Source organism: Achromobacter sp. ESBL13 (genome assembly GCF_036668755.1).
Taxonomy (GTDB): Bacteria; Pseudomonadota; Gammaproteobacteria; order Burkholderiales; family Burkholderiaceae_B; genus Achromobacter.
This window is the reverse complement of sequence record NZ_JAZEVT010000002.1, coordinates 643,726-656,606: the sequence shown is the minus strand read 5'-3', so window position 1 is coordinate 656,606 and position 12,881 is coordinate 643,726. Positions and strand designations below refer to the sequence as shown.

Annotated in this window: 12 protein-coding genes; 7 read left to right on the top strand and 5 right to left on the bottom strand. The window is 64.7% G+C overall.

The genetic code is table 11. The features are described 5' to 3' along the window. Positions 1–21 precede the first annotated feature (21 nt). From argB to V6F88_RS11815, 5 genes are all read left to right on the top strand, one after another. Positions 22–924: an acetylglutamate kinase gene (gene argB / locus V6F88_RS11835; protein WP_006216311.1), complete on the top strand. Its 903-nt coding sequence runs from the start codon at positions 22–24 to the stop codon at positions 922–924. Then, on the top strand, positions 924–1,670 hold the full coding sequence (locus V6F88_RS11830) for a pyrimidine 5'-nucleotidase (protein ID WP_104142624.1): 747 nt from the start codon (positions 924–926) through the stop codon (positions 1,668–1,670). The genes argB and V6F88_RS11830 overlap by 1 nt, the downstream gene beginning before the upstream one ends. Before the next feature lie 59 nt (positions 1,671–1,729). Further along, positions 1,730–2,305, top strand: a complete 576-nt coding sequence (slmA, locus tag V6F88_RS11825; protein WP_332609670.1) for a nucleoid occlusion factor SlmA — start codon at positions 1,730–1,732, stop codon at positions 2,303–2,305. A gap of 223 nt (positions 2,306–2,528) precedes the next feature. Then, entirely contained in the window at positions 2,529–4,022 is a 1,494-nt protein-coding gene (locus V6F88_RS11820) for a DASS family sodium-coupled anion symporter (RefSeq protein ID WP_332609668.1), read from the top strand. Positions 4,023–4,034: 12 nt separating this feature from the next. Further along, positions 4,035–5,087 carry an Ldh family oxidoreductase gene (locus V6F88_RS11815; RefSeq protein WP_332609667.1) on the top strand — a complete coding sequence of 351 codons (1,053 nt, stop codon included), beginning with the start codon at positions 4,035–4,037 and terminating at the stop codon, positions 5,085–5,087. Positions 5,088–5,162: 75 nt separating this feature from the next. Here V6F88_RS11815 and rodA read toward each other — a convergent pair whose 3' ends face one another. The 5 genes from rodA to V6F88_RS11790 all read right to left on the bottom strand — a co-directional run bounded on the left by rodA (position 5,163) and on the right by V6F88_RS11790 (position 10,799). After that, positions 5,163–6,299 (bottom strand): rod shape-determining protein RodA, encoded by a 1,137-nt coding sequence (gene rodA, locus V6F88_RS11810; RefSeq protein ID WP_332609666.1) that lies wholly within the window; start codon positions 6,297–6,299, stop codon positions 5,163–5,165. Then, positions 6,296–8,224 (bottom strand): penicillin-binding protein 2, encoded by a 1,929-nt coding sequence (gene mrdA / locus V6F88_RS11805; protein ID WP_332609664.1) that lies wholly within the window; start codon positions 8,222–8,224, stop codon positions 6,296–6,298. Before mrdA ends, rodA begins: the two co-directional genes overlap by 4 nt. A gap of 15 nt (positions 8,225–8,239) precedes the next feature. Beyond that, positions 8,240–8,800, bottom strand: coding sequence for a rod shape-determining protein MreD (gene mreD / locus V6F88_RS11800; protein WP_006216318.1), 561 nt, complete (start codon positions 8,798–8,800; stop codon positions 8,240–8,242). Continuing rightward, positions 8,787–9,671 carry a rod shape-determining protein MreC gene (gene mreC / locus V6F88_RS11795; protein ID WP_039882480.1) on the bottom strand — a complete coding sequence of 295 codons (885 nt, stop codon included), beginning with the start codon at positions 9,669–9,671 and terminating at the stop codon, positions 8,787–8,789. The genes mreD and mreC overlap by 14 nt, the downstream gene beginning before the upstream one ends. 84 nt (positions 9,672–9,755) lie before the next feature. Next, positions 9,756–10,799, bottom strand: coding sequence for a rod shape-determining protein (locus V6F88_RS11790; protein ID WP_006216320.1), 1,044 nt, complete (start codon positions 10,797–10,799; stop codon positions 9,756–9,758). Positions 10,800–11,026: 227 nt separating this feature from the next. On the opposite strand from V6F88_RS11790, the gene gatC reads away from it, so the two are divergent. Together gatC and gatA are read left to right on the top strand one after the other, a co-directional pair. Then, on the top strand, positions 11,027–11,335 hold the full coding sequence (gene gatC / locus V6F88_RS11785) for an Asp-tRNA(Asn)/Glu-tRNA(Gln) amidotransferase subunit GatC (protein ID WP_046803060.1): 309 nt from the start codon (positions 11,027–11,029) through the stop codon (positions 11,333–11,335). Between the two features lie 3 nt (positions 11,336–11,338). Then, entirely contained in the window at positions 11,339–12,865 is a 1,527-nt protein-coding gene (gene gatA, locus V6F88_RS11780) for an Asp-tRNA(Asn)/Glu-tRNA(Gln) amidotransferase subunit GatA (RefSeq protein ID WP_332609661.1), read from the top strand. Positions 12,866–12,881: the final 16 nt, after the last annotated feature.

Below are 12,881 nucleotides of genomic sequence, written 5' to 3'. Positions count from 1 at the left end.
TTATTTGCCGACTTAGCTGCCATGACCGACACCCCCGACCCTGCTGCCGTTTCGTCCCCCGCTGTCAAAGCCGCTGTGCTGTCTGAAGCACTGCCGTATATCCGACGATTCCACGGCAAGACCATCGTGGTCAAGTACGGCGGCAACGCCATGACGGAAGAGCGCTTGCAGCGCAGCTTCGCGCACGATGTCGTGCTGCTCAAGCTGGTGGGTCTGAACCCGGTGGTGGTGCACGGCGGCGGTCCGCAGATCGACGACGCGCTGCGCCGCATCGGCAAGCAGGGCACCTTCATCCAGGGCATGCGCGTGACCGACGCCGAGACCATGGAAGTGGTCGAATGGGTGCTGGGCGGCCAGGTCCAGCAAGACATCGTCATGATGATCAACGAGGTCGGCGGCAAGGCCGTGGGCCTGACCGGCAAGGACGGTGGCTTGATCCAGGCTCAGAAAAAACTGATGGCCAACAAGGACAACCCCGCCGAACCCATCGACATCGGCTTCGTGGGCGACATCACGCTGGTTGAACCGGCTGTGGTCAAGGCCCTGCAAGACGACCAGTTCATTCCCGTGATCTCGCCCATCGGCTATGGCGAAGACGGCACCGCCTACAACATCAACGCCGACGTCGTCGCCGGCAAGATGGCCGAAGTGCTGGGCGCTGAAAAGCTGTTGATGCTGACCAACACCCCAGGCGTGCTGGACAAGGCGGGCAAGCTGCTGCGCAGCCTGTCGGCCCAGACCATCGACGAACTCTTCGCCGACGGCACCATCTCGGGCGGCATGCTGCCCAAGATCTCGTCGGCGCTGGATGCCGCCAAGAACGGCGTTAACTCCGTTCACATCGTCGACGGCCGCGTGCCGCACTGCCTGCTGCTCGAAATCCTGACCGACCAAGGCGTGGGCACGATGATCAGCTCGCATTGATGCGAGCTCAACGTCTGCTGTTACGGCCGGCGGTGCGCATGCGCCGCTCGCGCCGCATGGCCACGGGCGTTTCCGAACGCCTGTGGCTGTTTGACCTGGACAACACGCTGCACGACACCTCGCACGCCATCTTCCCGAAGATCGACCTGGGCATGACCATGGCGGTGGCCGAGGCGCTGAACGTGGACGTGGACACCGCCAACGACCTGCGTCGCAAGTATTGGCAGCGTTACGGCGCCACGATGATCGGCATGGTGCGCCACCACGGCGTCAACCCGCACGACTTCCTGCACCGCAGCCACGACTTCGACGTCAACCCGCTGGTGCGTGGCGAAAAGGCGCTGGCCTATAAGTTGCGCCAGTTGCCCGGCCGCAAGGTACTGCTGACCAACGCACCGCTGCGCTACGCGCGGTCCGTGCTGGAACGCCTGGGCATCCTGCGGCAGTTCGACAGCCTGTGGGCCATCGAACATATGCGGCTGCATGGCGAATTCCGGCCCAAGCCGTCGCCCGCGCTGTTGCGCTATGTGCTGGCCCGCGAAGGCGTGCCCGCCCACCGCGCCGTACTGGTCGAAGACACCCTGGCCAACCTGCGCGGCGCGCGCCGCGTCGGCGTGCGTACCGTGCACGTGTATCACCCCGGCACCCCCTTCTCGCGCGGTCGTTCGCATCGTCCGCCCTATGTCGACTTGCGGGTAAACTCCGTCAGTGATTTGTTGTTACGCCGGCGTCCCCTGCGGGGATAGCGGCGCGCTCCTCCCCTCCCCCCCTTCACCGTCAAGCCTGCGCGAGAGCAGTCCCTTCCATGGCGAGCAAACCCGGCGAGCGCAAGACCCAGATTCTGCAGACCCTGGCCGAAATGCTGGAGCAGCCGCACGCATCCCGCATCACCACGGCGGCGCTGGCCGCGCGTCTGCAGGTGTCGGAGGCCGCCTTGTACCGGCACTTCGCCAGCAAGGCGCAGATGTTCGAAGGGCTGATCGAATTCATCGAGACCAGCATCTTCACGCTGGTCAACCAGATTGCCACCGTGGAGCCCTACGGCGTGCCCCAGGCGCACAAGACCGTGGCCATGCTGCTGACGTTCTCCGAACGCAACAAGGGCATGACACGCGTGCTGACCGGCGATGCGCTGGTCACGGAAGACAACCGGCTGCAAGAGCGCATCAACCACATCAATGACCGCATCGAAACGTCGCTGAAGCAGTCGCTGCGCATTGCGATCACCGATGGCGGGCTGCCCCCCGACGCCAATGTGGCCGCGCACGCCAGCCTGCTGACGCATCTGGTGCTGGGACGCTGGCTGCGCTATGCCCAAAGCGGCTGGCGGGTGGCGCCCACGCTGCATCTGGACGAACAACTGCGCCTGGCGCTGGGATGATTGCCGGCGCGGTGCGCCCTGGCGTGCTTGCGGCGCAACACGGCGCGCGAGCATAATGCGCCGGATGGGTTTACTCAAGCCGAAATCCTTATCGGTTTGATCCATATCAATGCGGGTTTTCCTCAATGCCGTCACGATCGTCCTGTAGCGTCGACACATAGAATTGAATAAACCCGTGCTCGCGGGAAGTGTGTCGACGGTTTGACCTCAACCGGAGATGGATATGACCGCGCCAGCCGCCGTCCCTGCCTCGCAGGCACCCCAAAAAGCAAAAATTCCCATCGGACTGATCGCCGGTTTCGTGGTGATGATCGGGGTATTGTTGATGCCCCTGCCCGCCGACCTGCCGGTCGCGGGACACCGCATGCTGGCGATCCTGGCATTCGCCGTGGTGGTCTGGATTACCGAAGCCGTGTCTTACGAAGCCAGCGCGATCATGATCACGACGCTGATGGCTTTCCTGTTGGGCACGGCTCCGACAATCAAAGACCCCAACGTGCTGTACGGCACGTCTGCCGCCATCAGCATGGCGCTGACCGGCTTTGCCAACTCGGCGCTGGCGCTGGTGACCGGCGCCTTGTTCATTGCCGCCGCCATGACCTTTACCGGGCTGGACCGGCGCATTGCGCTGGTCACGCTGTCGCGGGTGGGCACCAGCACGCGGCGCATCCTGATCGGATGTATCGCCGTGACGATCGTGCTGAGCCTGGTGGTGCCCAGCGCCACCGCGCGCAGCGCCGCCGTGGTGCCGATCATGATGGGCGTCATCGCCGCGTTCGGCGTGGACAAGCGCTCCAACATCGCCGCCGGCATCATGATCATCGTGGCGCAGGCCACCAGCATCTGGAACGTGGGCATCCAGACCGCCGCCGCGCAAAACCTGCTGACGGTCGGCTTCATGGAAAAGATGTTGGGCGAACGCGTGGCGTGGTCGGACTGGCTGATCGCGGGCGCACCGTGGTCGCTGATCATGTCGGCCGTGCTGATCGTGGTGGTGCTCAAGTTGCTGCCGCCGGAAAGCGACAGCATCGCCGGGGGCAAGGAAGCCGTCGAAAAGTCGCTGATTGAACTGGGCCCGATGACCGGCGCGCAAAAGCGCCTGATGGCCGTGTCGATCATGCTGCTGCTGTTCTGGTCAACCGAAGGCAAGCTGCACAAGTTCGACACCACGTCGACCACCTACTTCGGCTTGGTTCTGTTGATGCTGCCGCGCTTTGGCGTGATGACGTGGAAGGACGTGCAATCACGTATCCCATGGGGCACCGTGATCGTGTTCGGCGTGGGCATCAGCCTGGGCACTGCCCTGTTGACGACGCAAGCCGGCCAATGGCTGGGCAACCAGGTCGTGGCGCACACCGGGCTGGATCACCTGGGTCCGCTCGCCATCTTCGCCGTGCTGGCCGCCTTCCTGATCGTCATCCACCTGGGTTTTGCCAGCGCCACCGCGCTGACGTCGGCCATGCTGCCCATCCTGATTTCGGTGCTGGCCACGCTGCCGGGCGATTTCAGCCGGCTGGGCATGACGATGCTGCTGGGTTTTGTCGTCAGCTATGGCTTCATCCTGCCGATCAACGCGCCGCAGAACATGGTGTGCCTGGGTACGGAAACCTTCAACGCCAAGCAATTCGCCAAGGTCGGCATCATCGTCACCATCGTGGGCTACCTGCTGATGCTGCTGATGGGCATGACCTACTGGCGCTGGCTTGGCTGGCTGTAAGGAGTGCGCATCATGAAACTCTCTTTAGCCCAAGCCAATGAATACGGCCGCCGCGTGCTGATGGCGCAAGGCGTGCCGGAAGATATCGCGCGCGACGTGGCCGAACACCTGGTGGAGTCCGACCGCGTCGGCTACACCAGCCACGGCCTGTCCATCCTGACGAACTACCGCCGCGTGCTGTCCGAAGGACTGGCGCGGGCCGACGGCCGGCCCGAGCTGGTCAATGACCGTGGCGCCATGCTGGCCTATGACGGCCATCACGGCCTGGGTCAGTACGTGGGCAAGGTCGTCATCGAAAAGGCCATCGAACGCACGCAGGAACACGGGCAATGCATCGTGACGCTGCGCCATAGCCATCACCTGGGCCGCATGGGCCACTTCGGCGAAATGGTGGCTGCACAGGGCCTGGTCCTGCTGGCCTTCACCAACGTGATCAACCGCTCGCCCACCGTGGCGCCCTTCGGCGGCGCGCAGGCGTGCCTGACGACCAACCCGCTGTGCTTTGCCGGCCCGCTGCCCGGCGGCCGCCCGCCGTTCATCGTGGACATGGCGACCAGTTCAATCGCCGTGAACCGCGCGCGCGTGCTGGCGGCCAAGGGCGAAAAGGCCCCACCCGGGTGCTTGATCGATGCCGAGGGCAACCCCACGACGGACCCGAATGCCTTGTTCGCCGACCCGCCGGGCGCCCTGCTGCCGTTCGGCGGACACAAGGGTTATGCGCTGGGCCTCGTGGCCGAGTTGCTGGCGGGCGTGCTGTCCGGCGGCGGCACGATCCAGCCGCAGCACCCGCGCATTGGCGTGGCGACGAACAATATGTTCGCGCTGCTGCTGGACCCCCAGGTGGATTTCAATACCGACTGGCGGTCGATGGAAGTCGGCGCGTTCATTGATTACCTGCACGCCTGCAAGCCGCAACCCGGCGTGGAAAGCGTGCAGTATCCGGGCGAGTACGAAGCGCGCAACCGCGCCGTCAATGCGGATTCAATCGAGTTCGACAGCCGTATCTGGGACGGGCTGACGACGCTGGCGGTTGAGCTGGGCGTGCCGGACGCATTGCCCGGCTAAGCGGAACAGGCGCGTTGCCGCAGGCCGGGCAGCGCGCCTTGCTCCGATATCGGATCCGGCCTCGGGCCTCAGGCCTTAGGCCTTCACCGAACGATGCCGGCTGATGCTCATCATGATGCCGAACGCGATGCCCATGGTGAACAACGCCGTCCCGCCGTAACTCATGAATGGCAAGGGCACCCCCACCACGGGCAGGATGCCCGTGACCATTCCGACGTTCACGAACACATAGATGAACAGCATCATTGTCAGGGCGCCGGCCAGCAGCCGCCCGAACTGTGACGCGGCCCGCGACGCGATCGTCAGCCCGCGCGCCATCATCAGGCCGTACAGCACCAGGATGGCAATGCCGCCGTACAGGCCGAATTCCTCGGCGTAGACGGCGAAGATGAAGTCGGTGGTGCGCTCGGGGATGAAGTCCAGGTGGGTCTGCGTGCCCTTCATGTAGCCCTTGCCATACACGCCGCCCGAGCCCACCGCGATCATGGACTGGATAGTGTGAAAGCCCTTGCCCAATGGGTCCGAGCTGGGGTTCAGCAGCGTGCACACGCGGTGCTTTTGATAATCGTGCAGCACCACCCAGCTTACATCCGGCTCGCACAGCTGGTCTTCGTAATACACCAGCGTGCCGATGGCGATGATGCCGGCCAGCATCACGGGCACCAGCAGCTTGAACGACAGCCCCGCAAAATAGATGACGAAGAAACCCGCGCCGAACACCAACAGCGCGGTGCCCAGGTCGGGTTGCAGCACAATCAGCCCGAACGGCGCGGCCAGCATCGCGGCAGCGGCCAGAAAGTCACGGATGCGCACAGCGCCTTCGTGGCGCTGGAAATACCAGGCCAGCATCATCGGCACGGCGATCTTCATCATCTCGGACGGCTGGATGCGGGTCACGCCCAGGTTCAGCCAGCGCGTTGCACCCTTGCTGGTTTCACCAAAGAACTCCACACCCAACAGCAGCACCACGCCCACGACGTAGAAGGGCAACGCCAGCTTCATCAGCCATTTGGGCGGAATCAAGGCCATGATCCACATCGCGAAGAACGCGATGACAAAGTTGCGCGACTGCTCGGCGAACCGCCAGTCCGTGCCGCCCACGGCCGAATGCATGACGGTCAGGCCCAGCGCCGCGAACATCATCAGGATGGCCAGCAGCGGCCAGTCGAACGCCGTGAAGACGCGTAGCAGGATAAGGCCCAGGCGCTTCATTGTTGGCGCACCACGTCAGAAGTAATGGTTTCAACCGAGGCCAGCGGGTCGGCGCGCTCGGGGCGCACGATCTTGTCCTGGCGGTCCTTGGCCAGCCAATAATCGAACACCTTGCGCGCGACCGGTGCGGCCACGCTGGCGCCCCAGCCGGCGTTCTCGACGATCAGCGACAGGGCGATGCGCGGGTGTTCCAGCGGTGCGAATCCCATGAACAGCGCGTGGTCGCGCAGGCGTTCATCAATGGCGCTGGCGCGGTAATGGCCGCCACGCAGGCTGAACACCTGCGCGGTGCCCGTCTTGCCGGCCGCTTGGTACGGCGCATTGGCAAACGCGCGGCGTGCGGTGCCCGCCCGCACCACGTCCGCCATGGCATTCTTGATGACATCCACATTGGCCTGCTTGAGCGGAATACGGTAGTCAGGCGTGGACTCGGTGGGTTTGGCCACACCGCTGCGCGGGTCGCGCACCGCGTGCACCAGGTGCGGCCGACGAAACAACCCGTTGTTGGCCAACGTGGACGTACCTTGCGCCAGTTGCAACAAGGTGAACGCGTTATAGCCCTGGCCCACCGCAACCGAAATGGTTTCGCCCGCGTACCAGCGCTGACGGTCCTTGTCTTTGTAGGCCGCGCGCTTCCAGTCGGTGGACGGCAGCACGCCGCGCTTTTCGCCTTCCAGATCGATGCCGGTGATCTGGCCAAAGCCGAACTGCTTGGTGAAGTCGTGCAGCGCGTTCACGCCGATCTCGGGGCCCAGCGAATAGAAATACGTGTCGGACGACACCACGATGGCCTTGTGCATGTCGGTCATGCCGTAGGCCGCGCCGCCCGCGTTGCGGAATTTCTGTCCGCCGAATTCGAAGTAACCAGGGTCCGAGATGCGATCCGTGGCGCGGCGCTTGCCCAGTTCCAGCGCGGCCAGGCCCACGAAGGGCTTGTAGGTCGACCCGATGGGGTAAGTGCCGTACAGCGGGCGGTTGATCAGCGGGTGGTCGGGCGATTCGTTCAGCATGCGCCAGTTGTCCACGTCGATGCCGTCCACGAACAGGTTCGGGTCGAACGACGGCTGCGACACAAAGGCCAGCACTTCGCCCGTGTCGGGGTCGATGGCCACCAGCGCGCCGCGCTGTCCTTCAAACGCTTCCTCGGCCACCTTCTGCAGGCCCAGGTCAATGGACAGCATGATGTCGGACCCGGGCACCGGGTCGATGCGCCGCAGCGTGCGCATCGGCCGGCCGCCCGCCGTGACTTCCACTTCTTCAAGCCCGGTGCGGCCGTGCAGCTGCTCTTCCCAGGTTTTCTCGATGCCTTTCTTGCCGATGACGTCGGTGCCGCGGTAGTTGCCCAGTTGCCCGGCGCGTTCCAGCTCTTCGTTGTCGCCTTCGGCAATGCGGCCGATGTAGCCCACCACGTGGGCGGCCGACACGCCTTGCGGATATTCGCGTACCCAGCGCGCGCGCAACTCCACGCCCGGAAACTGGAAGGCGTGCGCGGCGAACCAGGCGGCTTCGGTTTCGTTCAGGTTGTTGCGCAGTTGCAGGCTGGCGTAGCGGCTGGATTCGGCGGCGCGGCGCTTGAAGCGGCGCTGGTCCGTCGGGCTGATGTAGACCACTTCGGTCAGTCGTTCGAACAATTCGTTCATGTTGCCGGCGTGAGCGGGCACGACTTCCAACGTGTAGGTGCGGTAGTTGCGCGCCAGCACTTCACCGTTACGGTCCAGGATCTCGCCGCGCCTCGGCGGAATCGGCACCACGGCGATGCGGTTGCGATCGGCGCGTTCGGACAGGCCTTCGTAGCGATCCACCTGCAAATACCAGAACCGGCCCACCAGCACGCCAAAGCACAGCAAGGCGAACACGCCGCCCACCCACGCGCGCAGGCGGAAGCGCTGCTTTTGCTGCTGGCCGGTTTTCTTGAATTCAAACATGACGCGACGCCGCCATCAGGCGGAGGAAGATTCGGCGTCGTCGGCACCGCGCTGCGGCAGGTGCAGGACCCAACCCGCCAACGGCCACAGGGCAGCCGTGATGGCCACGCTGATGCACCAATCCCAGCCCGGCCACTTGCCCGCGACCCAGGCATGGATGATCTGCGTAAGGAAGCGCGCCACGAAGAACACAGGCAGCATGTGCATCGCCTGGCTCCAGAGGTCGAACCGTTGCAGCCGGCGATGCAGCACCACGGCGCCATAGGCGACCAGCGTGTAGGACAACGCGTGTTCGCCCAGCATGCCGGCGTCGTGCACGTCCATCAGCAAGCCGAAGAAAAACGCCGTGAACAGGCCGACGCGGCGCGGCTCATGCACGCACCAGAAGGCGATGATCAGCAGCAGCACGTCCGGCGCGCCCTGCCAAAGCCGCCACGGCAGCAACGACACCAGCCACACCAGCAGTACCGTGCCCCACACGAACACGCCGTGCGCCGGACCGGACAGCCGGTCGGGGTGCACGTTGCTGGGCGTACCCAGGCGGCGCCTGGGTTGCGAAGAATTAGTCCGATCCACCGGAATCGACCTCCTGACGGTTGGACTCGGCGCGCGCCACATCCACCTGCAAGACCAGGAAGTGGCGATAGCGTTCGGGATGGGCCAGCGGTTCACACACGGCGCGAGCGAAACCGGAGGCGGTGTCGCGTTCGACCGAGGTCACTTTGGCCACGGGCAGTCCGGCGGGGAACAAGCCGCCCACGCCGCTGGTGACGATAGTATCGCCTTCCTTGATGTCGGCATTGGCGGCAAGGTAACGAACTTCCATCTTGCCGGGCGAATTGCCGCCGAACGCAATCAGGCGCAAGCCATTGCGCAGCAGCTGCACGGGGATAGACACCTGCTCGTCGGTGACCAACGCGGCTTCGGCCGTCATCGGCGTTACGCGCACGATCTGGCCGACCACGCCGCCTTCGTCGATCACCGGCATGCCCGGCGCCAGGCCGGCCTTGCTGCCCTTGTTGAACACCAGCCGCTGCGTGAACGCATTGGTGGGTTCGTACATGACTTCGACCACCACGGCCGATTGCGCCACGGTATCGGTCACGCCAAGCAGGCGGCGTAATTGGGCGTTTTCGGCGGCCAACTGGGCAGCGTGCGACGCCACCTGGGCCAGCTCGATGCGCTGACGCTGCAAGGCTTCGTTTTCACTACGGATAAGATTGGCCGCGTTGACCCATTCGTTGACCTGTTGGACCAGGTCACGCGGCGCCATGACGGCGCGCTGGAAGGGGTAAAGCGCCACGGCGATCGTACGGCGCGCCGGTTCAAGCATGCGCCATTGCGAATCGATGATGATCAGGGCCAACGCCAGGACGACCAGGACGACCAGCCGCACCTCCGCGGGTGGGCCGCGCCTGAATAAAGGGGGGGTCCCTTGTCGTTGCATGAATCTCAGCCCGGGCGCCCGCGTCCGAAGCCCCCGCAGCGGCCGGAGCCGAAAAAAAGCGGGGCTCCGGGCTGGCGGGCGGTATTAATCGTTGATGAAGATGGCGCCCAGTTTCTCAAGGTGTTCCAGCGCTTCGCCGCAACCGCGCACGACGCAGGTCAGGGGATCGTCGGCCACCACGACGGGCAAGCCGGTTTCTTCCTGGAGCAGGCGATCCAGGTCGCGCAGCAGCGCGCCGCCACCGGTCAAGGCGATGCCCTTGTCGGTGATGTCGGCGCCCAGTTCCGGCGGGGTCTGCTCAAGCGCGATTTTCACCGCGGACACGATCTGGTTCAGCGGGTCGGTCAGCGATTCCAGGATCTCGTTGGACGAGACCGTGAAGCTGCGCGGCACACCTTCGGCCAGATTGCGGCCCTTGACTTCGATTTCGCGGACTTCGGAACCCGGAAATGCCGAGCCGATTTCCTTCTTGATCAGTTCAGCCGTGGGTTCGCCGATCAGCATGCCGTAGTTGCGGCGGATGTAGTTGACGATGGCTTCGTCGAACTTGTCGCCGCCCACGCGCACCGAACCCTTGTAGACCATGCCGCCCAGCGAGATGACCGCCACCTCGGTGGTGCCGCCGCCGATGTCGACGACCATGGAGCCGCTGGCGTCGGACACGGCCAGGCCGGCGCCGATGGCCGCGGCCATGGGTTCTTCGATCAGGAACACGTGCGAAGCGCCCGCGCCCAACGCCGATTCACGGATGGCGCGACGTTCGACCTGGGTGGAACCGCAAGGCACGCAGACGATGATCCGCGGGCTGGGAGCCAGCATGTTGCGGGGGTGCACCATGCGAATAAACTGTTTGAGCATCTGTTCGGTGACCGTGAAGTCGGCGATAACGCCGTCCTTCATGGGCCGAATGGCCTCAATATTGCCGGGAACTCGGCCGAGCATCTGCTTGGCTTCGTGGCCGACGGCCTGGATGATCTTTTTGCCGTGAGGCCCGCCTTCATGACGGATTGCGACCACGGAGGGCTCATCGAGCACGATGCCCTTGCCGCGGACGTAAATCAGCGTATTGGCGGTACCGAGGTCAATCGCCATATCGCTGGAAAAATAACTGCGCAGGAATCCGAACATGGGAGCTCAGCTAAATTCTGGGGGGAATTGGGTTCATGCCATGGGGCGTTTGGCCCGAAAAAGGTCGGGTCCGCCTGTCATCACGGCGATTAAACCGTGAATCATAACTTATAATTTCACCGGAAATAGCGCATAAATGCAGGCTATTCAAGCTTTGTAACGGGATCGGCGCATACATACTGCCCGGTCCCGCCCTTCGGCCTTCGCTTATCGATTTTGCAATCCCTATGGCGCTCAATGACACAGATGTGGCCCGCATTGCCCGGCTGGCCAGAATCGAACTGACCCCCGACCAGCGCACCCTTGCGCAGGCCGAACTCAACGGCATTCTCCACTTGATCGAACGGCTTCAGTCCGTCGACACCCAAGGCGTCGAACCGCTGGCCCACCCCCTGTCCGCCCATGAGGACATCGTGCTGCGCCTGCGTGAAGACGCCGTGACCGAGGCCAGCTCGGAAACACGCCGCGAGGCGCTGCTGGCCAACGCCCCCGACGCCCAGGAAGGCTTGTTCCTGGTCCCCAAAGTCCTCGATTAAGCCATGACAAAACCCGCCTTGCATACCCAATTCGAGGGGATCGCCGCCTTGCGCGCGGCCCTCGCCCAACGCCAGGTCAGCGCCGTCGAACTGGCGCAAAGCGCCCTGGCGGCCGCCGATGCGGCCAGCGGCCTGAATTGCTTTTTACATATTGACGCTGAATTGACGCTGGCCCAGGCGCGCGCCGCCGACGCCGCATTGGCCGCGGGTTCGGCCGGCCCCTTGGCCGGCGTTCCCATCGCCCACAAAGACGCGTTCGTGACCCGTGGCTGGCGCACCACCGCCGGCAGCAAAATGCTGGACGGTTACGTCAGCCCGTTCGACGCCACCGTGGTCGAACGCCTGGGTACGGCGGGCGCCGTGTCCATCGGCAAGCTCAACTGCGACGAATTCGCCATGGGTTCCGGCAACGAGAACTCGGCGTACGGGGTGGTGAAAAACCCCTGGGACCACGCGGCCGTGCCGGGTGGTTCGTCCGGTGGCTCGGCCGCTGCGGTCGCCGCGCGATTGGTGGCGGCCACCACCGGCACCGACACCGGCGGTTCGGTGCGCCAGCCCGCCGCGCTGTGCGGCGTCAGCGGCATCAAACCCACGTACGGCACCGTGTCGCGCTACGGCATGGTGGCGTTCGGCTCCAGCCTGGACCAGGCCGGCCCGCTGGCGCAAAGCAGCCGCGACCTGCTTGAGCTGCTGGATGTCATCAGCGGCTTCGATCCGCGCGATGCCACCAGCCTTGAAAAATGCGATGGCGCCGTCAACGAGCCGGGCCGCGTGCGCCGCGACTTCGACGCCGCGCAAACCGCGTTCGACGGCGCCGGCAGCCAGCCGCTGAAAGGCCTGCGCATTGGCGTGCCTGAAGAATATTTCGGCGCCGGCCTGGCAGCCGACGTGGCCGCCGCGGTGGAAGCCGCGCTGGCGCAGTTCGAAGCGCTGGGCGCCGTTCGCGTGCCCGTGTCGCTGCCGCGCACCGAATTGGCCATTCCCGCCTATTACGTCATTGCCCCGGCGGAAGCGTCCAGCAACCTGGCGCGCTACGACGGCGTGCGCTACGGCCACCGCACCGAGCAGTACGGCGACCTGAACGAGATGATCAGCCGCTCGCGCGCCGAAGGCTTCGGCGACGAGGTCAAGCGCCGCATCCTGATCGGCACTTACGTGCTGTCGCACGGCTACTACGACGCCTACTACCTGCAAGCGCAACGCCTGCGCCGCCTGATCGCGCAGGATTTCCAGCGCGCTTACGCAGGCCAGTGCGACGTCATCATGGGCCCGGTCACGCCGTCGGTCGCCAAGAACATCGGCGACAACCGCGACGACCCCACCGCCGACTGGCTTGCCGACGTCTACACGCTGGGCGTGAGCCTGGCCGGCTTGCCCGCCATGTCGATTCCGTGCGGGTTTGGCGGCGACAACGGCAAGCGTCCCGTGGGCTTGCAGATCATCGGCAATTACTTTGACGAAGGCAGGCTGCTGGCCATCGCCGACCGCTACCAACAAGTGACGGACTGGCACAAGCGGTCCCCGCTGTGATGATGCCCCCACGCCT